The sequence below is a fragment of the Paraburkholderia humisilvae genome, from assembly GCF_902859855.1.
Taxonomy (GTDB): domain Bacteria; phylum Pseudomonadota; class Gammaproteobacteria; order Burkholderiales; family Burkholderiaceae; genus Paraburkholderia; species Paraburkholderia humisilvae.
Genome location: NZ_CADIKH010000030.1, coordinates 1 through 21,449, shown reverse-complemented (window position 1 = coordinate 21,449; position 21,449 = coordinate 1). Strand labels below are relative to the sequence as shown.

26 protein-coding genes, 1 tRNA gene and 1 riboswitch are annotated in these 21,449 nt (G+C 63.5%); of the genes, 11 read left to right on the top strand and 16 right to left on the bottom strand.

What is annotated here, in order from left to right; all coding sequences use genetic code 11:
- Positions 1-87 precede the first annotated feature (87 nt).
- The gene (locus HV796_RS26445; protein ID WP_175229452.1) at positions 88-600 is read left to right on the top strand and encodes a DUF3318 domain-containing protein; all 513 of its coding nucleotides are present in this window, start codon (positions 88-90) and stop codon (positions 598-600) included.
- A gap of 115 nt (positions 601-715) precedes the next feature.
- Here the strand turns inward: HV796_RS26445 and HV796_RS26440 are convergent, their stop codons facing one another.
- The 8 genes from HV796_RS26440 to HV796_RS26405 all read right to left on the bottom strand — a co-directional run bounded on the left by HV796_RS26440 (position 716) and on the right by HV796_RS26405 (position 6,289).
- Positions 716-1,189 carry a type IV pilin protein gene (locus HV796_RS26440; protein ID WP_175229451.1) on the bottom strand — a complete coding sequence of 158 codons (474 nt, stop codon included), beginning with the start codon at positions 1,187-1,189 and terminating at the stop codon, positions 716-718.
- A gap of 45 nt (positions 1,190-1,234) precedes the next feature.
- Entirely contained in the window at positions 1,235-1,792 is a 558-nt protein-coding gene (locus tag HV796_RS26435) for a pilus assembly PilX family protein (RefSeq protein WP_246356046.1), read from the bottom strand.
- A gap of 29 nt (positions 1,793-1,821) precedes the next feature.
- Positions 1,822-2,634 (bottom strand): PilW family protein, encoded by an 813-nt coding sequence (locus HV796_RS26430; RefSeq protein ID WP_175229450.1) that lies wholly within the window; start codon positions 2,632-2,634, stop codon positions 1,822-1,824.
- The gene (locus HV796_RS26425) at positions 2,631-3,065 is read right to left on the bottom strand and encodes a type IV pilus modification PilV family protein (protein WP_175229449.1); all 435 of its coding nucleotides are present in this window, start codon (positions 3,063-3,065) and stop codon (positions 2,631-2,633) included. Before HV796_RS26425 ends, HV796_RS26430 begins: the two co-directional genes overlap by 4 nt.
- Positions 3,062-3,622 carry a GspH/FimT family pseudopilin gene (locus HV796_RS26420; RefSeq protein WP_175229448.1) on the bottom strand — a complete coding sequence of 187 codons (561 nt, stop codon included), beginning with the start codon at positions 3,620-3,622 and terminating at the stop codon, positions 3,062-3,064. The genes HV796_RS26425 and HV796_RS26420 overlap by 4 nt, the downstream gene beginning before the upstream one ends.
- Before the next feature lie 284 nt (positions 3,623-3,906).
- The gene (gene nrdR / locus HV796_RS26415; protein WP_175229447.1) at positions 3,907-4,398 is read right to left on the bottom strand and encodes a transcriptional regulator NrdR; all 492 of its coding nucleotides are present in this window, start codon (positions 4,396-4,398) and stop codon (positions 3,907-3,909) included.
- 6 nt (positions 4,399-4,404) lie between these two features.
- Positions 4,405-5,652 carry a serine hydroxymethyltransferase gene (gene glyA / locus HV796_RS26410; RefSeq protein ID WP_175229446.1) on the bottom strand — a complete coding sequence of 416 codons (1,248 nt, stop codon included), beginning with the start codon at positions 5,650-5,652 and terminating at the stop codon, positions 4,405-4,407.
- Positions 5,653-5,863: 211 nt separating this feature from the next.
- Positions 5,864-5,963, bottom strand: a riboswitch (ZMP/ZTP riboswitch).
- Positions 5,964-6,046: 83 nt separating this feature from the next.
- On the bottom strand, positions 6,047-6,289 hold the full coding sequence (locus HV796_RS26405) for a hypothetical protein (protein WP_175229445.1): 243 nt from the start codon (positions 6,287-6,289) through the stop codon (positions 6,047-6,049).
- Between the two features lie 172 nt (positions 6,290-6,461).
- Between HV796_RS26405 and ydfG the strand changes: the two genes are divergently transcribed.
- From ydfG to HV796_RS26360, 9 genes are all read left to right on the top strand, one after another.
- Positions 6,462-7,208, top strand: coding sequence for a bifunctional NADP-dependent 3-hydroxy acid dehydrogenase/3-hydroxypropionate dehydrogenase YdfG (gene ydfG / locus HV796_RS26400; protein ID WP_175229444.1), 747 nt, complete (start codon positions 6,462-6,464; stop codon positions 7,206-7,208).
- A 51-nt stretch (positions 7,209-7,259) separates the two neighbouring features.
- Entirely contained in the window at positions 7,260-7,766 is a 507-nt protein-coding gene (gene ybgC / locus HV796_RS26395; protein WP_175229443.1) for a tol-pal system-associated acyl-CoA thioesterase, read from the top strand.
- Between the two features lie 155 nt (positions 7,767-7,921).
- Positions 7,922-8,599 (top strand): protein TolQ, encoded by a 678-nt coding sequence (tolQ, locus tag HV796_RS26390; RefSeq protein WP_175115181.1) that lies wholly within the window; start codon positions 7,922-7,924, stop codon positions 8,597-8,599.
- A gap of 10 nt (positions 8,600-8,609) precedes the next feature.
- Complete coding sequence (tolR, locus tag HV796_RS26385) at positions 8,610-9,059, top strand: protein TolR (RefSeq protein WP_175229442.1); 450 nt, start codon at positions 8,610-8,612, stop codon at positions 9,057-9,059.
- Positions 9,056-10,039 carry a cell envelope integrity protein TolA gene (gene tolA / locus HV796_RS26380; protein WP_175229441.1) on the top strand — a complete coding sequence of 328 codons (984 nt, stop codon included), beginning with the start codon at positions 9,056-9,058 and terminating at the stop codon, positions 10,037-10,039. Before tolR ends, tolA begins: the two co-directional genes overlap by 4 nt.
- A gap of 179 nt (positions 10,040-10,218) precedes the next feature.
- Positions 10,219-11,511, top strand: coding sequence for a Tol-Pal system beta propeller repeat protein TolB (gene tolB, locus HV796_RS26375; RefSeq protein ID WP_175229440.1), 1,293 nt, complete (start codon positions 10,219-10,221; stop codon positions 11,509-11,511).
- 20 nt (positions 11,512-11,531) lie between these two features.
- Entirely contained in the window at positions 11,532-12,038 is a 507-nt protein-coding gene (pal, locus tag HV796_RS26370) for a peptidoglycan-associated lipoprotein Pal (RefSeq protein WP_175229439.1), read from the top strand.
- 15 nt (positions 12,039-12,053) lie between these two features.
- A complete protein-coding gene (gene ybgF, locus HV796_RS26365; RefSeq protein ID WP_175229438.1) occupies positions 12,054-12,803 on the top strand; it encodes a tol-pal system protein YbgF in 750 nt (249 codons plus the stop codon).
- Between the two features lie 158 nt (positions 12,804-12,961).
- Positions 12,962-13,037 (top strand) — tRNA-Lys (locus tag HV796_RS26360).
- A 118-nt stretch (positions 13,038-13,155) separates the two neighbouring features.
- Here the strand turns inward: HV796_RS26360 and HV796_RS26355 are convergent.
- The 3 genes from HV796_RS26355 to HV796_RS26345 form a co-directional block, all read right to left on the bottom strand.
- Positions 13,156-14,055: an NAD(P)-dependent oxidoreductase gene (locus tag HV796_RS26355; protein WP_175229437.1), complete on the bottom strand. Its 900-nt coding sequence runs from the start codon at positions 14,053-14,055 to the stop codon at positions 13,156-13,158.
- Between the two features lie 36 nt (positions 14,056-14,091).
- The gene (locus HV796_RS26350) at positions 14,092-14,871 is read right to left on the bottom strand and encodes an SDR family NAD(P)-dependent oxidoreductase (RefSeq protein ID WP_175229436.1); all 780 of its coding nucleotides are present in this window, start codon (positions 14,869-14,871) and stop codon (positions 14,092-14,094) included.
- A 185-nt stretch (positions 14,872-15,056) separates the two neighbouring features.
- Positions 15,057-16,127, bottom strand: a complete 1,071-nt coding sequence (locus HV796_RS26345; RefSeq protein ID WP_246356044.1) for a LacI family DNA-binding transcriptional regulator — start codon at positions 16,125-16,127, stop codon at positions 15,057-15,059.
- A 184-nt stretch (positions 16,128-16,311) separates the two neighbouring features.
- On the opposite strand from HV796_RS26345, the gene HV796_RS26340 reads away from it, so the two are divergent.
- Positions 16,312-17,112 carry an N-acyl homoserine lactonase family protein gene (locus HV796_RS26340; protein WP_175229435.1) on the top strand — a complete coding sequence of 267 codons (801 nt, stop codon included), beginning with the start codon at positions 16,312-16,314 and terminating at the stop codon, positions 17,110-17,112.
- A 2-nt stretch (positions 17,113-17,114) separates the two neighbouring features.
- Here the strand turns inward: HV796_RS26340 and HV796_RS26335 are convergent, their stop codons facing one another.
- The 5 genes from HV796_RS26335 to HV796_RS26315 all read right to left on the bottom strand — a co-directional run bounded on the left by HV796_RS26335 (position 17,115) and on the right by HV796_RS26315 (position 21,362).
- The gene (locus HV796_RS26335) at positions 17,115-17,795 is read right to left on the bottom strand and encodes a GntR family transcriptional regulator (protein WP_175229434.1); all 681 of its coding nucleotides are present in this window, start codon (positions 17,793-17,795) and stop codon (positions 17,115-17,117) included.
- A 130-nt stretch (positions 17,796-17,925) separates the two neighbouring features.
- Positions 17,926-18,705, bottom strand: coding sequence for a carboxymuconolactone decarboxylase family protein (locus HV796_RS26330; RefSeq protein ID WP_175229433.1), 780 nt, complete (start codon positions 18,703-18,705; stop codon positions 17,926-17,928).
- Between the two features lie 17 nt (positions 18,706-18,722).
- A complete protein-coding gene (locus HV796_RS26325; protein WP_175229432.1) occupies positions 18,723-19,121 on the bottom strand; it encodes a cupin domain-containing protein in 399 nt (132 codons plus the stop codon).
- Positions 19,121-20,035 (bottom strand): NAD(P)-dependent oxidoreductase, encoded by a 915-nt coding sequence (locus HV796_RS26320; RefSeq protein WP_175229431.1) that lies wholly within the window; start codon positions 20,033-20,035, stop codon positions 19,121-19,123. The genes HV796_RS26325 and HV796_RS26320 overlap by 1 nt, the downstream gene beginning before the upstream one ends.
- Positions 20,036-20,069: 34 nt before the next feature.
- A complete protein-coding gene (locus HV796_RS26315) occupies positions 20,070-21,362 on the bottom strand; it encodes an MFS transporter (protein ID WP_175229430.1) in 1,293 nt (430 codons plus the stop codon).
- Between the last annotated feature and the right edge of the window lie 87 nt (positions 21,363-21,449).

The following is a 21,449-nucleotide window of genomic DNA, read 5'->3' as shown; positions in this document are numbered from 1 at the left end:
TGACCGGCGTGTACGCTGGTTTCATTGTGTTCATTGACCATGCGCCGCCGACTTCTTCGACAACCTCTGACGCTCCACTGACACCTCATGAGCCAGGCCCATTCTTCAGATGCCGCATTCCGCCATTACCAGAACAGAGTGGCGAAAAACCTGAGCACGCCCCAGATGCGGGCGCTGCGCAAGGAACTCCTGATCGTGCGTGCTGACGTCGAGCGCATGGAACTCGCCCAGGCGACCGTCGAATTGCGCCAGGCGATCATTCGTTTCAGTTGGCTCAAATTCGTGCTGCCGGGCTTCGCCAGCATGCGCTGGAGCGCACGCGGCGCGACCAGCAAGGGCATTGGCACCCTGCTGAAACAGTATCCGCTGCTGAGCTCGATCATGTCGCTGCTGCTCGCACGGCCGCTGCGCACCAGCGTGGTGGCGACCGCCAAGCCGCTGCTGAAGTGGGGCAGCCTCGGGCTCGCGGCCTGGGAGGCTTACCGGGTCTGGCAGCAGGTGCGGCGCCAGACGGGCGGACGTCCTTCGGGCAAAAGCGCAAGCGGGGCGAGTCGCGGCGGCGCTGGCGAGTCGGAGCAAGCGGCGGACGCGGGCGGCTGATTGGGTTCGCGTGTTGACCGCCAGGTCGATCAGGAGGCGATCGGCGCGGCGCTCGCCTGGCATCGTAGCCGGCGGCGGGCTGATGTACGCATCAGCTCGGGTGTCAGAGCATGCATCAGCGCGCGTTCCAGCACTGTGCGGAATCAACGCCAGGCGTGTTGCCTGTGGTCGCACCGGACGCTACTGCGTCGACCGGCGTGCCAGCAGAAGCGCGGTTCGTGCGCAGCCCCGTCGCGTCGAGCGCGAAGGTGCCGCATGGGTCGTCTTGCATCGGGCCTGTCGCGGTAGGCGTCGCTTCCAGCGTATAGCCGCCGTTTGCTGCGTCGGCGGGCAGCATCTGTAGCCGGTAGACGGCCGCACCGGATTGAGGCACCTGATCGAACCCGGACGGCAACGTGACGGCGCCACCGCCGCGCGGCGCCGATTCAACGAATTGGGCCGCGCGATAGAGCGCCGCCGCGGCATCGGTTCGGTGTCCACGCACGACCTGCGCACGGTATGACGGCACCGCGAATGCGGCGAGCACGGCGATGATCGCAAGCGCGATCACCAGTTCCAACAGCGTAAAAGCATCGGCGTGAAGCTTCATTCGGTCGATCCGGATTGAGTGATTGTCGAGCGATCGTGCGCCCGCTTAGAAAGGCCGCGCCGCGACACGCCGCCAGTGACGCTCGACCATGCCGTTATCGACGACCAGTTGAAGCTGCAGCCACGCCTGCGCGTCCTGTGTGCTGCCATAGCCGCGCGAGGTGATGAGCCATGCACGGGTGGAGGGACGCGTCGCGAGACGCCACGCTTCGATCACGCATTGCGGCGGAGCGAACGAACCCTGCCATTTCGCAATGGGGGTGAACGCAGCCGCGCCGAACGTAGCGGGCAGTTTCCATGTAACCGGCTCGCCGTCCGCCGCCGGCTCAGCCGACGGTGACTGGTCCGCGAGGACGCGTTGCGCGCACAACATCAACGCCGAATCCGCCGCGTGAAACGCGACCAGTTGGTCGTGCAGGTTTGCCGCGGCGCGCGCCGACGCGACCGACGTTTCGAACCACGCGGCCGATGTGGCCAGCATCATCGACGACAATATCAGCACGACCGGTAATGCCGCGCCGCGGTTGCGCGCGCGACGCGGGGCACGCGGTGCGCTATCGCGGCGTGGAGCACGGCCGCCGCGCCTCACCGTATGACGCTTCATTGCCGGCACCGGTTTAGGTCCGCAACGCATCATGTTTCACCTCCACTGTTGTTCCGGATCGCGACGCGCCGCCAGAACGCGTCGCGAGCGCGCTTGTCCGTACCGACCGACGGCACGCCGTCGCAATCGACGTAGCGGCTCGGCGCCGTGTCGCGTGCGCCGCGTACGAGCACACAAACGTCGACGGCGACGACACGGTTCCACTGGTCCGGCGCAAGCGCGGATGCATCGAGCGCGGCCGGCGCGCCGGCTGCCCAGTAGCGCAGCCGCAGCCGCTCGACGCCTTCTACCAGCGGTTGCGACGAGCCCGGCTTGCCACTGCCCTCGCAGTACAGTTCCGGCTCGCCGGTGGACCCGCTTGCTTTGGCATAGAAGCGGTTGACGACCGGCACGCCCTGCCCCTCGGCAAGCGTTCGCACCAGTCCCTGGCCAAGGCAATCGGTTGGCTGCGCGGCGGCCGACGGCCACGTCGACACGTTATCGGCGACGTAGCGGATCGCAATGCCGTCCGAATGGCTGGCGAGCGCTTCGCACGTGAGGCGCTCATCGGCCCCGACCGGACGCGCGGCCGAGCAACCGAAGAGCGCGCCGGTAGAGGTCGACGCACCTGCCGACGGAGCGTCCGCGGGCGTGAAGCCGGCCATCTGCAACTGCAGCGCGATCAGCGTTAGCGCCGTCATTCCGGCGTCGTGCATCTGCACAGCGTCGGTGGCGCGCACAAGTGCGAGCCGCTGCGAACGGTACAGCGACACCGCGCCCGCCGTCACGACGAGGCCGAGCGCGACCGCGATCATCACCTCGAGCAATGTGTGGCCGCATGAACGAAGAGCGCGCCGCGTCATCGCGCAAATGCAAGTACGACACAGCCGGTGCCTGTGGGGACTGCGACGTCGCCGCACGGCGGCGGCATGTCGATCACTTCGCCCGAACGTGGTGCATTGGCGGTGGCGTGCCACGTCACACGCACGACAGACGTCCGATCGCCAGCGTCGCTCTCCGACGTCTCGCCTTGCGGCAGCAACGCAGCCGCCCGAGCACGCCATTGTGAGAGCGCCGCGCTGCTCTGCGGCGCGGGCTGCATCGCTTCGACGAGTGCATCGGCGATCAGCGCCGCGTGCTCACGCGTTGCTGTCGCGCGCGCATCGCGGATCATCCACATTTGCGCGGCAATCAGTCCGAGCGCAGTCACGGCGGTCAGCACAACGGCCAGCATCACTTCAATCAACGATTCGCCGCGATCAGAGAATTGATAAAGTGCAGATGAGCGATTCATGCCGATGCTCCACAAGCGCCTTCGGCGATACGCGCGCGCCCGCCGGCCGCAATGCGAATGCAGCGGCGCCACGGGTTACCTTGCGTCGCTTTCCACGGCACACGCGGTGCAAGATCGAAGCTGCGGAAGCTGCCGATCGTCTGCCCCGCGGGCGGTGTAAAGCTAAGATTCGTCGAGGCACCAGCGATGCTGACTGCCGCGAATTCCGGCTGTGCACGCAGCGCGAGGAGCGCGCCCGCCCGCTCGATCATCACCGCCCAGCCGCATGACCAGTCCGTCGCGCCGGAACGGCACGCCTGACCCGCGGCAAGACAATGCCGTGCCGCATCGATGCGGCACACCGTGACGCGCACGCCGCGTCTGATCGCTTCACTGCGCGCGTAAGCCAGCGTCGATAACAACGCGTAGGCACGTGCGTTTACCTGATCGCGCACCTGCCATGCGACAAACGACGGTGTCGCCATCGCCGCCAGCAACGCCAGCAGCGCAACCACCATCAGCGTTTCGATCAGCGTGAAGCCATATCGCGCACGCATTGCCCAGCCATCGTTTTTCATTGTTCGCCTCCGTTTTCAGCAACGACGGTGACGAATCTACCGTTGTTTCAGAGTGCTAACAATATGCCGAATGGCCAGGTGGCGCGCGAACGCAATCACACGCAATATCGGATGCGTATCGAACGCGTCCCGGCTACGAGACGTTGAAGGGGTTCAGTCAGGTGAGAAAGGGAGAGAGAATGCTGGTGAACGACGCAATAACTGGGGTGGCCACCGAGTGGCCCACTGCTCAGCGTATGAAGCCACTTGTTAGGTATCTCACTGCGGAGTGGCTCACCTCGCAATCAGCGCTTGCGCCGCGGCTTGGGTGTATCGGATGGCGTCGGCGCCCGGCGGAACTCTTCGATCACGTCCTCGAACTCGGATACGTCTTCGAAGCGCCGGTAGACCGATGCGAACCGCACGTACGCGATTGTGTCGAGCGCGCGCAGCTCGTTCATCACGAGTTCGCCAAGCCGCTCACTTTTCACTTCGCGCTCGCCACTGCCGAGCAGCTGGTACTCGATACGCGCGACCGCGGCGTCGATGGCATCGGCGGCGACCGGCCGCTTGCGCAATGCGAGCTTCATGCTGGCGACAATCTTGCGCCGATCAAATTCGACACGGCTGCCGTCCTTCTTCACGACCGATGGCAGCGACAGCTCGACGCGCTCATAGGTGGTGAAGCGCTTGTCGCAAGCCGGGCAACGGCGGCGGCGCCGGATCGCGGCGCCGTCTTCGGATACCCGCGAGTCGACCACCTGCGTATCGTCGTGCCGGCAGAACGGGCAGCGCATGATCGGTTAGCGATAGACCGGGAAACGCTTCGTCAGCTCGGCAACCTGCGCGCGCACACGTTCAATGGTGGCGCCGTCCTCCGGATTGTCGAGTACGTCGGCAATCAGGTTGCCCACCCGTTCGGCTTCCGCCACGCCGAAGCCGCGCGTTGTCATTGCCGGCGAGCCCAGACGAATGCCGCTCGTGACGAACGGCTTTTCCGGGTCGTTCGGAATCGCGTTTTTGTTGACCGTGATGTGCGCTGCGCCGAGCGCCGCTTCCGCCGCCTTGCCGGTAATGTGTTTCGCGCGCAGATCGACCAGCATCACGTGGCTCTCGGTTCGGCCCGACACGATGCGCAGGCCGCGCTTGACCAGCGTTTCCGCGAGCACGCGGGCGTTTTCGATCACGCGCTGCTGATACTCCTTGAACTCCGGCGACAACGCTTCCTTGAACGCGACGGCCTTCGCAGCGATCACGTGCATCAGCGGACCACCCTGGATACCCGGGAAAATGGCCGAGTTGATCGGCTTCTCGTATTCAGCCTTCATCAGGATCACGCCGCCGCGCGGGCCGCGCAGGCTCTTATGCGTGGTGGTGGTGACGAAATCCGCATGCGGCACAGGGTTCGGATACACGCCGGCGGCAATCAGGCCGGCGTAGTGCGCCATATCGACCATCAGATACGCACCGACCGACTTCGCGACTTTCGCGAGCCGTTCGAAATCGATGCGCAGCGAGAACGCGGATGCGCCAGCGACAATCAGCTTCGGCTTGTGTTCGTGAGCGAGCTTTTCGGCCGCTTCGTAGTCGATGTCTTCGGCCGCATCGAGCCCGTAGCTCACGACATTGAACCACTTGCCCGACATGTTGACCGGCGAGCCGTGCGTCAAATGGCCGCCATGCGCGAGGCTCATGCCCATGATCGTATCGCCCGGCTTGAGCATCGCGAAGAAGACGCCCTGATTGGCCTGCGAGCCCGAATTCGGCTGCACGTTCGCCGCTTCGGCGCCGAACAGTTGCTTGACCCGGTCGATCGCAAGCTGCTCGACGATATCGACGTACTCGCAGCCGCCGTAATAGCGCTTACCCGGGTAGCCTTCCGCATACTTGTTCGTGAGCTGGGAGCCTTGCGCGGCCATCACCGCCGGACTCGTATAGTTCTCCGACGCGATCAGCTCGATATGTTCTTCCTGGCGGCGGTTTTCCTGCTCGATTGCCTGCCAGACTTCCGGGTCGACGCTCGCAATGGTGCTTTGGGCTTTATCAAACATGTGCGTTCCGTTAAGAATGTTCGGTTGACCGTGAGTCCACGCGTAGTTTCGCGCCCGATCTTGCGCGCCAAGGCGCTTGATACGCGTGCGCAAGGCGCGCAAATGGGTGCGCGGTGCGGCAGAAAGCTGGAAGCCAGGATACGCGGACTACGGGGAAGCCGCACACGCGAGGCGAGCCAGCGACCGGCAGCACAAACAATGGCGCGCGGATCACAGCTGCCCAGGCGAACGGCAAAACGGAACCCCGCGCTTCACGGTGGGTTGCTCCACCTTGAACCCGTTGGGTTCTATCGCCAGTCACGCAGGGGTGAGCGCGTTAGTTTATTGGAAGCGGATCGAATAGGCAACCAGCCTTGCGGCGCCCGCGCCGAGCCAAAAAAGCCTGACAAATTCGCTACTTGGGCGCATTGCGCGACGTACCGCCCGGCACCGCGGCGGCCGGCCCGGCGCGAATCGGCCACCGCGCCGGAAAACGGTCGCAGGTATTCGTCGCCGCTGCGCCCGGCCACACCATCGGAGGACATGCCGTCGTATCCGTCACCCGGCTGGCCACCGGATCTGCCGTCGAAATGGCCACCGGATCTACCTTCGAAATGGCCGCCGGACCTGCCATCCAGATGGCCGCCCGATCTGCCACCGGAACTTCCGCCCATCGGGCCACCGGAGCGCGAACCCGGGCGCCCTGCCCGGCCGCCGCTTCACCCGCCATTCGGTCCGCTCGTCCGCCCTCCTGATCCGGCCGTGGCGGCCGGATCAGGAGGCGCGACAATGGTAGGCTTGTCGCCTTTCACAACCAACCGGGAATTGCAATGATCGTCTTAGTCACCGGGGCGTCGGCCGGGTTCGGCGCCGCCATCGCCCGCGCCTTCGTAAAGGGCGGCCACCGCGTCGTCGCCACCGCGCGCCGCAAGGACCGTCTCGACGCCCTCGCCCGCGAACTCGGCACGAACCTGCTGGCGCTCGAGCTCGACGTGCGCGACCGCGCGGCCGTCGCGGCGCTGCCCGCCACATTGCCGGCGGATTTCGCGCAGGTGGACGTGCTCGTCAACAACGCAGGTCTCGCACTCGGCCTCGAACCGGCTCACAAGGCCCACCTCGACGACTGGGAAACGATGATCGACACCAACTGCAAAGGCCTGGTGCAGGTGACGCGCGCGCTGCTGCCGGGCATGGTCGAGCGCAATCGCGGCCACGTCGTCAATCTCGGTTCGGTCGCGAGCAACTGGCCCTATGCCGGCGGCAACGTCTATGGTGCGACCAAGGCCTTCGTCGCGCAGTTCAGCCTGAACCTGCGCGCGGACCTCGCCGGTACGGCCGTGCGCGTCACCGACATTCAGCCGGGCCTGTGCGGCGGCACCGAGTTCTCGAACGTGCGTTTTCACGGCGACGACGCGAAAGCCGCGAACGTCTACAAGGACGTCCAGCCGCTCACCGCGGAAGACATCGCCGAGTCGATCTACTGGGTGGCGACGCGCCCCGCGCACGTGAACATCAATTCGATCGAACTGATGCCCGTCGCGCAGTCGTTCGCCGGCCTGTCGATCCATCGCGGCTGACCGGGCAAGCGATGTGCCGAAAATGCGGGCAGCCTGTCGGGTTCCGGTAAAATGCGCGACATGAAAACGCCAAGCAGTCCGCCCGGCGCCGAAATCGGCTTTGCATGGCCGATTCGCGTGTACTACGAAGATACCGACGCCGGTGGCATCGTGTTCTACGCGAACTACCTGAAGTTTTTCGAACGCGCGCGCACCGAATGGCTGCGCGCCTGCGGAATCGAACAAGGCAGGCTCGCACGCGAAACCGGCACGCTCTTCATCGTCAGCAGCACGGCGCTCGACTATCGCTCGCCCGCGCGTCTTGATGACCTGCTGACAATCGTCAGCAGGATCGAACGGCTCGGCCGCGCGTCCGTCGATTTCGCGCAGGAAGCGTGGCGCGACGGCACGCTGCTCGCGACCGGCACGATCCGTGTCGGCTGCGTGGATGCCGCCGCGCTTCGACCCACCGCGATCGCTCCGGCAGTGCTCGCCGCATTGCGGCGCGGCCCGCCGGATACCCGCCCGAACAATGGCGCGGGCAACACGGGGACAGGCGTGTCAACGGCCGGCATATGAGTACCGTTGATACCTGGCCAGTGAACTCGTAACGGTCAGAACAAGACCAAGCATGGTTCGGCGAAAGGGTTCGCCGAAGCTTCCGGTTCCCTCACGGAGCGCTTCGATCCGCCTTGCAGCCGGACGCCCCTTGCGGGACGTTACAGCGAACCTCTATGAATACGACACAAGATCTATCGATCATTTCCCTCGTTCTCAATGCGAGCCTGCTGGCGCAGGCAGTGATGGCGCTACTGTTGCTGCTGTCGCTGATGTCCTGGACTTTCATTTTCCGCAAGTGGTTTGCGATTCGCCGCGCCCGCGGACAGACCGAGCGCTTCGAACGCGACTTCTGGTCGGGCGGAGACCTGCAGGCGCTATATCAGAGCGCAGCGAACAACCGGCATCGGATCGGCGCGCTCGAACGCATCTTCGAATCCGGCATGCGGGAGTTTCTGAAGGGCAAGGAAAAGCGCCTGAACGACCCGGGCGCGATCCTCGATGGCGCGCGCCGCGCGATGCGCGCCGCATTCCAGCGTGAAATGGACGTGCTCGAGGCAAACCTCGCGTTTCTCGCGTCGGTTGGCTCGGTAAGCCCTTACATCGGGCTGTTCGGCACGGTCTGGGGGATCATGAACGCGTTTCGCGGCCTCGCGAACGTGCAGCAGGCAACCCTCGCGAACGTCGCGCCGGGCATCGCGGAAGCGTTGACCGCGACCGCGATCGGCCTGTTCGCCGCGATCCCTGCAGTGGTCGCGTACAACCGCTACGCTCACGATATCGACCGCCTCGCGATCCGCTTCGAGACCTTCATCGAAGAGTTCTCGAACATCCTGCAGCGCCAGGCCCATTAAGGAGTACACGATGGCCGGTTCCACGACCCGTTCCAGCATGCGCAGCGGCCGCTCGCGCCGTGCGATGTCCGACATCAACGTCGTGCCGTATATCGACGTGATGCTCGTGCTGCTCGTGATCTTCATGGTGACGGCGCCGCTCGTCGCACCGTCGATCGTGAATCTGCCGACCGTCGGCGGTGCCAGCCCGCAGCAGCAGACGCCACCGGTGGTCGTCAACATCCGCGCGGACGGCAACATGAGTGTGCGCTATAAGGACGACGCGGGCGCCACGCAACAGGAAACCATGACGCGAGCCGACCTGAACAGCTTCGTCACCGACCGTGAGCAATCGCATCCCGACCAGCCCGTCGTGATCGCCGCTGACAAGACCGTGAAGTACGAAGTGGTGATGAACGTGATGTCCGATCTGAAGGCGCGCGGCGTCAAGCGCGTTGGATTGCTCGTCAAATCGCAATGATTCGCCAGAAATCCGCTTATCCGTTGCAGCCACCGCGTGAACGCGGCACGTTGCGCGCGTTCGTGCTCGCCGCATTGATGCATGTGCTGCTCGGATTCTTTCTGTATCACGGCATTCATTGGCAAAACAGCACGCCGGCAGGCGCAGAGGCCGAACTGTGGACCGCAGTACCCGACCTGTCGACGCCGCGCGCCCCGCCACCGCCCATGCCGGTCGCACCGGCGCCGCCCGTGCCCGACGAGCAGGCGGACATCGCGCTGCAGGAAAAGAAGCGCAAGCAGGAGGAAGCCGCGCGCGCTGCGCAACTGGCCGAACAGCAGCGGCAGCAGCAGTTGCAGGCCCAGCAGGAAGCCGACGCGAAGCGTCAGCAGCAACTCGCCGAACAGCAGGCCGAAATGGCCGCGGCCTTGAAGAAGCAGCAGTTGCAACAGCAACAGTTGCAAGCGCAAAAGCTCAAGCAGCAACAACTGGCCGAGCAGCAAAAGCAGGATCAGTTGAAGGAACAACAGCAGGCGCAGGCCGACGCCCAACAGAAGGCGGAAGCCGACAAGGCCGCGAAGGCGAAGGCGGCGGCACAGGCTGAAGCCGCGAAGAAGCTCGATCAGGAGCGTCGCCAGCGCCTCGCGGCGCTGCAGGGCATGGCAGGCGGTGAAGGCTCGAGCGGCAACGGACTCGCGAAGAGCGGCACGGGTAGCGGCGCGGGCGGCACGGCGACATCGCCGGGCTATGCGGAGAAGGTACAGCGGCGGGTGCGGCCGAACATCGTGTGGGCGGGCGACACGCAAGGGCTCGAAACAGTGGTCTCGGTACGCTGCGCGCCGACCGGCACGCTGCTGTCGGCTACCATCACGCGCGGCAGCGGCAATTCGCAGTGGGATGACGCGGCGCTGCGCGCAGTCCAGCGTTCGGATCCGATGCCGCAAGACACAAATGGCAAGACACCGGCGAGCTTTACCATTACGCTGCGTCCGGCGGGTTGAGCAACGCTTTGCGAAACATGAACGAAAGTTAGGGACGCGCCGGAGAACCTTGCGCTAAGGCATGCTGAAAGCCGTCAGTCACGCCTGATAAGGCAACCGCTCATTCGGGAACGATTTCTGCGTGCTTGGGTCTGTTTGCAGTTATGAAGGTTTTTTGTACTTTGGGGAATCGATAAAGCATGAGTTTGATGACGAAGCTAGGCCTGCGAACACTGGTGGCATCCTGCATGATCGCGGCAGGCGGTGCGGCACATGCACAGCTGAACGTCCTCGTGACGGGCGTCGGATCCACGCAGTTTCCGATCGCGACAGCGAATTTTGCGAACGAAGCGAGTTCCCCTCAGCAGATCAGCACGATCGTACGCCAGGATCTGCAACGCAGCGGCAAGTTCACGAACATCGACGCGGGCGCCACGCCGATCTCCGAAACCGATACGGTCGACCTCGGCAGCTGGAAGGCGAAAGGGGCGGACGCGTTCGTCGCCGGCAGCGTGACGAAGCGTCCGGACGGCCAGTACGAAGTGCGGTTCAAGCTGTACGACACGGTCAAGCAGGAAAACCTCGGCGGCCTCGTGCTCGTGAGCCCGGAAAGCGGTCTGCGGATGAGTGCGCACAAGGTCGCCGACTACATCTACGCGAAGCTGATGGGCACGCGCGGCGTGTTCGCAACACGCCTGTCGTATGTGATCAAGGTCGGCAACCGCTACCAGCTGCAAATCTCCGACTCCGACGGCCAGGACGCGCACATCGCGCTGTCGAGCCCCGAGCCGATCATCTCGCCGGCATGGTCGCCGGACGGCACGAAGGTCGCGTATGTGTCGTTCGAGAAGAAGAAGCCGATCGTCTATATCCACGACCTGCCAACCGGCCGCCGCGTCATCGTGTCCGATCAGAAGGGCAACAATAGTGCGCCGGCGTGGTCGCCCGATGGTCGAACGCTCGCGGTCGCCCTTTCGCGCACCGGCAACACGCAGATTTTCGCGGTGAACGCGGACGGCAGCGGCCTGCGGCGTCTTACGGAAGGCAGCTCGATCGACACCGAGCCGGACTTCTCGCCGGACGGCCAGTCGATCTATTTCACGAGCGACCGTGGCGGTCAGCCGCAAATCTATAAAATGCCGGCCGCGGGCGAAAACACAGGCGCCGCACAGCGCGTGACCTTCACCGGCAACTACAACACGAGTCCTCGCATCAGCCCGGACGGCAAACAACTGGCGTATATTTCGCGCACCGGCGGCGGTTTCAAGCTATACATCCAGGATCTGCAGTCTGGCGTCGCGACGGCGCTGACCGACACGACACATGACGAATCGCCGAGCTTCGCGGCGAATGGTCAGTACATCCTTTACGCCACTCAGGTGAACGGCCGTGGCGTGTTGGCTGCAGTATCGACCGATGGTCGGACGCGGCAGGTCCTGTCCGTTCAGGGTGGCAGCGTGCGCGAGCCGTCCTGGGGCCCGTTTATGCAATAACCACACAAGGAGAGTCAAGCATGAATTCCAAACTGCGTCTTACTTTGGCCGCGCTGACGGTCGTCGGTGCCCTCGCTGCGTGCAAGTCGACGCCTCCGGCCCAGACCACGAATACAGGCAACATCAGTGCGCAACCGAATCCGAATGCGGTCGCGCCGGTCACCGTCGATGAGCTGAACGACCCGAACAGCCCGCTCGCGAAGCGCAGCGTGTACTTCGATTTCGACAGCTACTCGGTGAAGGACGAGTACCAGCCGCTGCTGCAACAACACGCGCAGTATCTGAAGTCGCACCCGCAGCGTCACGTGCTGATCCAGGGTAACACCGACGAGCGCGGCACGAGCGAGTACAACCTCGCGCTTGGACAGAAGCGTGCGGAAGCCGTGCGTCGCGCGATGTCGTTGATGGGCGTGCCTGATTCGCAAATGGAAGCCGTGAGTCTCGGCAAGGAAAAGCCGCTCGCGACCGGTCATGACGAAGCGTCGTGGGCGCAAAACCGCCGCGCCGATCTCGTCTACCAACAGTAACGGGTAACGCGCCGTATGACACTCCGTTTCTCCCGGCTGCGGCTCGCCGCAGCAGCATGCGCAGCGGGCGTGGCCTTTGTGGCCATGCCGGCGCATGCAGGCCTGTTCGATGATGACCAGGCCCGCCAGGCGATTCTCGACCTGCGCACGAAGACCGACAGTCTGACGAACCAGCTATCGGCTGCGCAACGCACGATCCTCGATCAGTCGAGCCGTCTCGACCAGCTGAGCCAGCAGGTCGCGACGCTGCGCGGCCAGAACGAGGATCTGACCAACCAGTTGGCCATCTTGCAGAAGCAGCAGAAGGACTACTACACCGACCTCGACGGCCGGCTGAAGAAGTTCGAGCCGCAGCAGCAAACGGTCGACGGGGTGCAGGGCGAAGTGCAGCCGGGTGAGACGGACGCGTTCAACGCGGCTTCGCAGCAGTTCCGCAACGGCGACTTCAAAGGCGCCGCCGCATCGTTTCGCAGCTTCATCTCGAAGTTTCCGCAAAGCCCGTATCAGCCGACCGCGCAGTACTGGCTCGGCAACGCGCTGTACGCGTTGCGCGACTACAAGGGGTCGACCGCGGTATGGCAGGGCGTGGTGAAAAACTACCCGCAGCACCCGCGTGCCCCTGAAGCGTTGCTCGCCATCGCGAACAACCAGCTCGAGCAGGGGCAAAAGGCCGCCGCGAAGAAAACGCTTGAGCAGATCGTCGCGCAGTATGGCGGCTCCGATGTCGCGCAGTCTGCGCAAAGCAAGCTTTCGCAGATCAAGTAACGCGGCCATCCGACGTGTCGCCGCGACAAGCGGTGGCGGGTCTGCCGGGCTTGATTCCCGGCGCTGAACGCTATTCCGCCCACGCGACTACCTGAATTTCGCCGTGCGCTATCTTGACACGGGCGTATGGTCATCGCTATAATTTCGCTTCTCTTTTGGGGTCGTTAGCTCAGCTGGTAGAGCAGCGGACTTTTAATCCGTTGGTCACAGGTTCGAATCCCGTACGGCCTACCATTCGAATCAAGCAGAAAACCCGGTCATCATGGCCGGGTTTTTTGTTTTTCAGGAATGTCCACCGCATGGCAACCTGATGGATTCCTAACCATCGCCGCGTCTACCGACCAGCGACCGGCTATTTTTTCCCGCCAGCCGAACCTGACCAGTCCTCGATATAACGAACCAGCTCGGTCATATCGCGCTTCGTGCCATCCTGCAGCGCCGCGAAGTTCCACAGTTGCCGCACCGTACTGCCCACCCACATCGGCACACCAAGCGCCTGGCACTCGTCGACCGCAAGGCCGATATCCTTGCACACGCTGCCGATCGGAAAGCCGAAATCGAACGTGCGCGGCAACACCTGCTTCGGAAACTTGTCCTGCGTCGCGCCGTTCTTGCCGCTGCCCGCGTTAATCACGGCCATCATCGTCTCCGGCTCCAGCCCGCCTTTGACACCGGCGACAAACGCTTCGGACGTGATCGCAAATGCCGTCGACGACAACATGTTGTTCAGCAGCTTCATCAGTTGACCCTGCCCTGGCTCGCTGCCGACGTTAAAGGTCTTGCCGAACACATCGAACAGCTCGCGCACCTGCGCGACCACCTCGGGCTTGCCGGCGATCATCACCGCAAGCGTGCCCTTCTGCGCGCCGGCGGCGCCGCCGCTCACCGGCGCATCGATGGTCTCGATGCCTCTTGCCAGCAGCGCCGCCGCGACTTCCTTCTCGGTGGTCGAGCCCACCGTCGACAGATCGATCAGGACTTTGACCGCCTTGCCGTGCACGACGCCTTGCGCGCCGATCGCGACGTCGCGAAAAATCGCGGGCGTCGGCAAGCTCGTGAATACGACGCCGGCGGTGTCCGCGACTGCGCGCACACTGTCGGCAACCTGAGCGCCGATTTTCCGCAATTCGTCGAGCGCGTGCGCGTCCCTATCGTAGATCATCAGTGCGTGACCCTGCTCGATCAGACGCCGCGCCATCGGCCGACCCATTACGCCGACACCGATGAAACCGATTAGCTTGTTCTCAAGCATGTCCTGCTCCTCACATTTAAATTAAAGGTGCGCCGCTTAAGTCGCGAGCCACCCGCCTTCGACAGGCAGCATCGCGCCGTTGATCTCGCCTGCCGCGTCACCGCATAAAAAAACCACGAGCTGCGCGACATGCGACGCTTCGACGAACTGCCCGCTCGGCTGCTTGCCCCGCAAGAACTCACGAACCGCGGCCTCGCGCGCGAGCCCAGTCTCGTTCATCAGCGTAACGATGCGCTTCTCGCTGGTCGGGGTATGAACCGCACCGGGGCAAATCGCATTGCAAGTAACACCGGTGCCGACCGTCTCCGCAGCCACCGCGCGGGTCAAACCGAGCAGCGCCGATTTGGTCGTCACGTAATCGACACGGTTCGCGGTACCGCGCATCCCATATACCGATGTCATGTTGAAGATGCGTCCCCAGCCGCGCTCGCGCATACGTGGCAAGCTAAGACGAACCGCATGAAACGCAGCGCTCAGGTTGACCGCGAGTGCCTGCTCCCATTTATCGACTGGAAACGCATCGATGGGCGCGAAGTGCCTCACCACTGCATTATTGACAAGAATGTCCAGTGAGCCCGTCCGTTCAACGGCCTGGCTGATCAGCTGTTCGACTGCTGCCGGGTTCGCGAGGTCCGCCTGGATATAGTCGGGTGCTGCGCCATAGCGCGCTTCAAAAGCCGCACGCGCAGGCTCAACATCGGTGGCCGGTTCGACCCCATGCAGCAGTACCTTGCATCCTGCAGCCGCCAGTGCATCCGCCATCGCGAGGCCCAAGCCATGCGATGACCCGGTCACGAGCGCAGTTTTTCCTTTCATCCGACACGCTTCCTGAGTTAGCGATGCCTTCCCGTTCGAAGGCGTGTTTTTATGATAGCGCTAACTTAATTTGTTTGCCAAACGGTAATCACCGCGGAGAATCACCGCGGTGAATCAACGGAGGAATCGACGCGCGAACCAGCGAAGCATGCAGCTCCGCACGCATCGCGCCCGAGCCCACCGTTTCAGGTACTTTCGCGCTGAATGATTTCGAAGCCGAGATCGAGCCGCGCCGGCGCCGCATCCGCGTCGCCTCGCAAGCGCTGCAGCAGACATTCGGCGCTGCGCCGGCCGATTTCAAGCCGCGGCAGGTTCAGGCAGGTGAGCTTCGGCACCGTGTGCCGAAGAATGTCGAGGTCGTCGAAGCCCGCGATCGCGATTCGCTCGGGCACTTTCCAGCCGCGCCGCTGCGCCTCGAACAGCGCGCCGACCGCGAGCACGTCGCCCGCGAAAAAGATCGCATCGACCTCGGGTACGCGCTGCATCATGTCGATCATCGCGTGCGCGCCGGACGTCAGACCCGGTTCCGCTTCCCGCACGAGCGATGGGTTGCGTTCGCGGCCGAGCGCCGCGAGTGCCGCGTAATAGCCCTTCAGACGCTCTTTCGCGCGCGGATTGTTGAGCATCGGAACGCTGACGAAACCGATCGACCGATAACCGCGCGCCGCCAGATACAGCGTCATCTCTTTCGCCGCATTGAAGTTCGAGTAGCTGATCACGACGTCGAGCGGATTGCGCACAAGGTCGCCGGTCTCGATGACCGGAATGCCGGCCTGGCGCGCCAGCTGTGCCGCACGCGGTGTATGCACGGTGTTGTGCAACAGCAGTCCGCACACGCGCTGCGCGACGAACGCGCCGATCAACGCTTCCTCTTCATCGAGCGAATAGCCACTATCGGCAATCAGCAGATGCATGCCCGCCGTGCGCAGCACGTCGGATGCGCCCTTCATCGTGTGCGAATACAGCGAATTCTGGATGCTGGGGACGATCTGCCCTACGACGTTCGAACGATTCGATGCGAGATTCGACGCGATCGAGTTCGGCACGTAGCCGATCTTGCGAATCGTATCGAGCACAAGCTTGCGCGTGTCTTCGGAGAGTTTGGCTGGTTCGTTCAGTGCGCGCGAGACGGTCATCAGCGACACGTTTGCCGCCTTCGCGACATCGACCATGCGCACCGCGCTTCCGCCGCTGCGGGTCCTGCTCTCGCTTTCTCGTGGGTTCCCGCCAGCGGCGGTGCCTGCGCGCTTTTTCACTGATCTGCATCCGGCCTTTCGAAAGATGGCGAATTGTATCCCACCGGTATGCGGTGTCAGTACGTCGCGCCTGTCGTGCACAGTCCTGCATCGTCCCCACCGGCAAACGCAAATACGGCTTGCGCGAAATGAACCACGATGCGCTATGATAGCGCTATCACGATTCGAGAAAAGGAGACACTCGATGACCTCGCCACTCGAAAACTACAAGATCTACGCAATCAAATACGCTCACCACGACCGCCCGGCCCGCGAGAACTTTCTCGGCGGTGATCCGCACGACGTGTCGATGCCGCTCGACTATTTCGTCTGGGCCGTGGTCGGCGAGAGCCGCACGTTTATCGTCGATACCGGGTTCGACCCGGAGGTCGGCAATGGGCGCGGCCGCACGACCACGCATCGCGTCGAAGAAGGTTTGCAGGCGGTCGGTATCCGTGCGGATTCGGTCGAGGACGTGATCGTCACGCATATGCACTACGATCACGCAGGCAACCGCGAGCTATTTCCGAAGGCGCGCTACCACGTGCAGGACCGGGAGATGGCGTATTGCACCGGCCGCTGCATGTGCCACGGCGTACTCAAGCATCCGTTCAATCCGGACGACGTGAAGATGATGGTCGGCCGTATCTTCGATGGCCGCGTGCAGTTTCACGACGGTGCGTCGCAACTCGCGCCGGGTCTTTCCGTGCACCTGGTCGGCGGCCATACGAACGGGCTTCAGGTGGTGCGGGTGCACACCGAGCGCGGCTGGGTCGTGCTCGCCTCCGACGCATCGCATCTGTATGCGAACATGGAACAGCAACGGCCATTTCCCGCGGTCTACAACGTCGGCGACATGCTGGAGGGATATCGCGTCGTGCACCAGCTTGCCGATTCCACTCACCACGTGGTGCCCGGACACGATCCGGACGTGCTGCGCCGGTATCCATCCCACAGCAAGGCAACACAAGGCTGGATCGTGCGGCTCGATGCGGCGCCGCGCTAATGCTATGCGTCGTCCGGGTGCGGCTCGTCGAGCATCCGCATCGCGGCCTTCTCCGCGTTCTGCACATGCACGCGTGCGGCCTGTTGCGCCGCTTCGCCGTCGCGTGCCTTGAGCGCCTTGTAGAGCTTGTCGATTTCGCGCAAGCTCGCAGGCAGCCGGTCCGGATGCATCAGGGACGTCGCGCGCAACAGGTTGACCCGCGAGTAGAGGCTCGTCAGGATTTCCTTGATCAGCGCATTGCCGCAATTATCGAGCAGCACATCATAGAGTGCGGTCTTCGCGCGCAACACGCCGGCCTGGTTGCGCGCGGTGGCTTCAGCGCGCAACTCCTTTGCAACCTCACCGAAGCGCGCGATCGCGCGGTCGTCCGCCAGACGCGCGAACTCGTGCGCGGCGAAGCCTTCCAGCAGCGCGCGCAGCGCATACAGCTCGGCCGCCTCCTGCTTCGACATCACCGCGACCACTGGCCCCTTGTGCGGCACGCTGCGCACGAGCTTTTCGGCTTCGAGCTTGCGCAGCGCCTCGCGTACCGACGTGCGGCTCACGCCGAGCGTCTCGCACAGTTCGCGTTCGACAAGGCGCGCGCCCGGCGCGAAACGCCCCGTCACGATCGCCTGCCGCAGAACGTTTTCGACCTGATGGCGCAGCGTTTCCGGCCGTATCACCCCAATCTCTGCTGACATCGTGTATCCCGTCCGTTGTATGCCTGTCCGACAATGAAAACCGTTGCACATCATACCGGAAGCCCAACCGCTGACGGGCCTGTTCGAACCCGAATGGGGTTCGCGCACGGCCGCGGCGCGCAAGGCCCGCTTACCCGGTTGCCGGTTCGACTGCATGAGCGCCGGCAGCGAGCGCCACTTCGAGCATCGGGGCCGCGACCGCCGCGCCATGAATGCCGATCACGCTGACGATCTCAAGCACTTCCATAATCTCGCCGGCCGTCGCGCCATAGCGGACCGCATTGCGCATATGCAGCTTGAGGCCCGGCTGATACAGATGCGTCGCCGATGCGTCGAACGCGCAGTAAATCAGCTCCTTGACCTTCGGGCTTAGCACGCCGGTACGCCATGGCACCGACGAGAACTCGAGATACGCTTCGAAGAGGTCCGGATCGAGTTCAAGCAGTCCATCCCACGACGGATGCCAGTAGCCGCGATTCTTTTCGAAACTGGCCTTCAGCGCGCGCTGCCGTTCGTCGAGCGGCGCGCGGCCTGACCGCTTGCCCTCCTCTTCGAGTACCTCGAGCAGCAGCGGCACACCGACGTTGCACGCATGAATGCCGATCGTGCTGATCAATTCGAGCACTTCCATCAGTTCTTCGCGCGTCGCGCCGAACTTCAGCGCCATGTGCAGATGCTGCTGGATTCCCGGCGTGTACAGATGCGTCGCGGCGGCGTCCGCCGTGATGTAAATGAACTCTTTGACCTTGTCTTCGAGATGATTCCTGCGCCACGGCACCGCTGAAAAATTCAGGTACGCCTCGAGAAAACCCGCATCGAGACGCAGCAGACTTTCCCATGACGGCCCCCACGTGCCGCGCACACGGATGAACGCATCTTTCACTTGCTGTTGCTTTTCAGTCAGACTCATAGCGGGTTTCCTGTCTGTCAGCGCCGCGCCGACGGCGGATAGTCGTGCTCGCTCACCGCTTCCTGCCATGTCGATTTGCCGAGCGACGTCGCGATATGAACCATAAAAGTGTCCGCGCTGCCGCCATGCCAGTGGCGTTCGTTTGGACCGATCCAGACGAAGTCGCCCTGGCGGATCACTTCCGGCTTGCCGCCTTCGACGCAAATCCAGCCCTGCCCCGCCGTCACCTGCAAGATCTGTCCGCGCTCATGCGCATGCCAGTACGTGCGCGCGCCGGGTTCGAAGCACACGGTGTTGATCGTCACTCCGTCGGCGGCCGGCATCACCGGGTCGGCCCATACGACGCCGGTAAACGTATCGCCATTGCCGCGCCGCTCCGACGCCGCGCCCACCGCTCTACCGTGGAACACCTTCATCAGTTCGCTCCTTTGCGATTTGCGTTGCCATGAAGCCTCACGCCGCCCGACACGTCGCCAATCGCATCGACGACGCGGTTGCTGATCAGATCGCCATAGCCCAGCGACGTCGCAAGGCCGAAGCTCGCAAGCGGCCCCGCCGCGTTGACTGACGCAATGCCCAGTTCGCGCGCGCGGTCGATATACAGCACGATGTCTTTCGTCATCAGCTTCGACGTCAATCCGCCTTCGAGGTAATCGCCATCGACAATCTTCGGAAAGCGGTTCTGCGTGGCGAAGTTGACCCCGGTGCTGCTATTGAGCACGTCGAGCAGCCGATGCAGATCGAGTCCCGCCTTTTTGCCGGCCACCATCACTTCGGCAGTCGCGGCCAGGCTCACCGCGTTCAGGAAATTGTTCAGCAGCTTCGTCGTGTGGCCGGCGCCGCTTGCGCCCATCACCATTACCTTGCCGGCGATTGGCTTGAAGATCCATTGCGCCGCCTCGATCGCGGCGGCATCGCCGCCGACCATCAAGGTCAGCGTGCCTTTCTCGGCCGCTGCAGCGCCGCCTGAAATGCCCGCGTCGATGTAATGCACGCCGCGCGCGTTGAAAAGACCATGGAGCCGCACCGTCGAACTCGCGGCGGCGGTGCTGAGGTCGATTACCGTTTGCCCGGCGCGGCAGTGCGCGAGAATGCCATCCGCGCCTTCGACGACGGCTTCGACGACCTTGCTATCGGGCAAAGACAGCAGCACGAGGTCCGCATAGCCGATCACTTCGCGAACCGATGCTGCCGTTTGCGCGCCCGCGTCTTTAACGCGCTGCGCAACCGTGTCATAGCCGAGCACCGCAATACCGGCATCGACTATGCGACGCGTCATGCGGCCGCCCATATTGCCGAGCCCGATAAATCCGATTCGTTCCTTGTTCATGATGTCCTTCAAATAGGTCCTTCAGATAGGTCCTTCAAAAATCGACGTCCCTGGTTTCCGGTCCCATCAGCGCACCCACCATGCCGATCAGCCCGCCGATACTGAGCAGCACGACCGGCGTCACGGAAAGCGGCATGAACGCGCCGAGCCAGTTCATATAGAACGCGTAGAACGACGGCACGATCACCGACAGGCTAAAACCCACGCCAAAGCCGGTCGCGCGCACTTCCGTCGCAAAACGCTCGTTGATATACGTGACAATCACGCCCCACGGCGACGTGACGAGGACCGCGAGCACACAGACCGTCAGCATGATGGTCGGCAGCGACAGGCCGCTCACATTGCCGAGCACATACAGCAGCGCGGCGCCGACGGTGGCGATCAGCGGACCGACGATCGCGAAGAAGCGCCGCCGGCCGATCTTCTGGCCGAGCATGCCGGAGCCGATATAGCTGAAAAACAGCACGAAATACGACAGCAGCAGCGTCGAGGTCAACTGGAAGCCGCTTAGATGCAGCGTGTGCACGAGCAGCCCGGTTGGCAGAAAGATCGTGATGATGTTCTGCGTGAGCCAGAAGCCGGTCATCAGCAACAGCACCTGAAGGAGGCTGCGCGCGCTCTTGCCGCTGAACAGCTCCGACAGCAGTGGCGTGTCGTTTTTCGCGCGCTTTTCGCCGGCCTCGCTCTTCCAGATCTCCGACTCCGCGACCTTGTGCACGTAGTACAACGCGAGCACGCCCGCGAGCACGGCGCCGATCACAAACGGAACGCGCCAGCCCCACTGCGCATACGGCGAATTGACACCGTTCAGCGGGAAAAACGCGAACATCACCATCGCGACCAGGTTGATCGTCACATAGGCCGCCGGAAAGCCGGCGATGATCAGCCCGCCGACAAAACCGCGCTGGTCTTTCTTCGAGTACTCGATCGCAAGCGGCATGGCGCCGGTATACCCGCCGCCTAGGAATATGCCGTCGACAAAGCGCAGCAGCACAAGCAAGCCGTACGACGCGATGCCGATGCTTTGATAGCCCGGCAGCAACGCGATGAGCAACGTGACGACGCCGAAGCCCGTCACCGACCAGATCGACGCCATCCGGCGGCCGACCCGATCCGCGACCATGCCGAACAGCAGCGCGCCGATCGGCCGGCCAAGCAGCGTCGTAATGAACACGAGCGACGCGAGGATCGTCTCCATGCCGCTCGACAGATGCGGCGGCTGGAAGAAGAACAGCACCGGCGACAGCACCACCACCGGCAGGTAGATATCGAACATGTCGATAAACTCGGAGAAAAACGCGCCTTTATTGACCTTTCCATAAATCATGACGTCACCACAAGGTTGCCTGAATCCAGCACGCGGCGATGATCGAAGGTCGGTGCTGAGCGCTTTTGAGCTTGTTGCGAGCGACGG

Bases quoted from the DNA above. Each gene is read 5' to 3' on its own strand.
- HV796_RS26445 (WP_175229452.1), top strand. From the start codon at position 88: ATGAGCCAGGCCCATTCTTCAGATGCCGCATTCCGCCATTACCAGAAC.
- HV796_RS26440 (WP_175229451.1), bottom strand. From the start codon at position 1,189: ATGAAGCTTCACGCCGATGCTTTTACGCTGTTGGAACTGGTGATCGCG.
- HV796_RS26435 (WP_246356046.1), bottom strand. From the start codon at position 1,792: ATGAAGCGTCATACGGTGAGGCGCGGCGGCCGTGCTCCACGCCGCGAT.
- HV796_RS26430 (WP_175229450.1), bottom strand. From the start codon at position 2,634: ATGACGCGGCGCGCTCTTCGTTCATGCGGCCACACATTGCTCGAGGTG.
- HV796_RS26425 (WP_175229449.1), bottom strand. From the start codon at position 3,065: ATGAATCGCTCATCTGCACTTTATCAATTCTCTGATCGCGGCGAATCG.
- HV796_RS26420 (WP_175229448.1), bottom strand. From the start codon at position 3,622: ATGAAAAACGATGGCTGGGCAATGCGTGCGCGATATGGCTTCACGCTG.
- nrdR (WP_175229447.1), bottom strand. From the start codon at position 4,398: ATGCGCTGCCCGTTCTGCCGGCACGACGATACGCAGGTGGTCGACTCG.
- glyA (WP_175229446.1), bottom strand. From the start codon at position 5,652: ATGTTTGATAAAGCCCAAAGCACCATTGCGAGCGTCGACCCGGAAGTC.
- ydfG (WP_175229444.1), top strand. From the start codon at position 6,462: ATGATCGTCTTAGTCACCGGGGCGTCGGCCGGGTTCGGCGCCGCCATC.
- ybgC (WP_175229443.1), top strand. From the start codon at position 7,260: ATGCGCGACATGAAAACGCCAAGCAGTCCGCCCGGCGCCGAAATCGGC.
- tolQ (WP_175115181.1), top strand. From the start codon at position 7,922: ATGAATACGACACAAGATCTATCGATCATTTCCCTCGTTCTCAATGCG.
- tolR (WP_175229442.1), top strand. From the start codon at position 8,610: ATGGCCGGTTCCACGACCCGTTCCAGCATGCGCAGCGGCCGCTCGCGC.
- tolA (WP_175229441.1), top strand. From the start codon at position 9,056: ATGATTCGCCAGAAATCCGCTTATCCGTTGCAGCCACCGCGTGAACGC.
- tolB (WP_175229440.1), top strand. From the start codon at position 10,219: ATGAGTTTGATGACGAAGCTAGGCCTGCGAACACTGGTGGCATCCTGC.
- pal (WP_175229439.1), top strand. From the start codon at position 11,532: ATGAATTCCAAACTGCGTCTTACTTTGGCCGCGCTGACGGTCGTCGGT.
- ybgF (WP_175229438.1), top strand. From the start codon at position 12,054: ATGACACTCCGTTTCTCCCGGCTGCGGCTCGCCGCAGCAGCATGCGCA.
- HV796_RS26355 (WP_175229437.1), bottom strand. From the start codon at position 14,055: ATGCTTGAGAACAAGCTAATCGGTTTCATCGGTGTCGGCGTAATGGGT.
- HV796_RS26350 (WP_175229436.1), bottom strand. From the start codon at position 14,871: ATGAAAGGAAAAACTGCGCTCGTGACCGGGTCATCGCATGGCTTGGGC.
- HV796_RS26340 (WP_175229435.1), top strand. From the start codon at position 16,312: ATGACCTCGCCACTCGAAAACTACAAGATCTACGCAATCAAATACGCT.
- HV796_RS26335 (WP_175229434.1), bottom strand. From the start codon at position 17,795: ATGTCAGCAGAGATTGGGGTGATACGGCCGGAAACGCTGCGCCATCAG.
- HV796_RS26330 (WP_175229433.1), bottom strand. From the start codon at position 18,705: ATGAGTCTGACTGAAAAGCAACAGCAAGTGAAAGATGCGTTCATCCGT.
- HV796_RS26325 (WP_175229432.1), bottom strand. From the start codon at position 19,121: ATGAAGGTGTTCCACGGTAGAGCGGTGGGCGCGGCGTCGGAGCGGCGC.
- HV796_RS26320 (WP_175229431.1), bottom strand. From the start codon at position 20,035: ATGAACAAGGAACGAATCGGATTTATCGGGCTCGGCAATATGGGCGGC.
- HV796_RS26315 (WP_175229430.1), bottom strand. From the start codon at position 21,362: ATGATTTATGGAAAGGTCAATAAAGGCGCGTTTTTCTCCGAGTTTATC.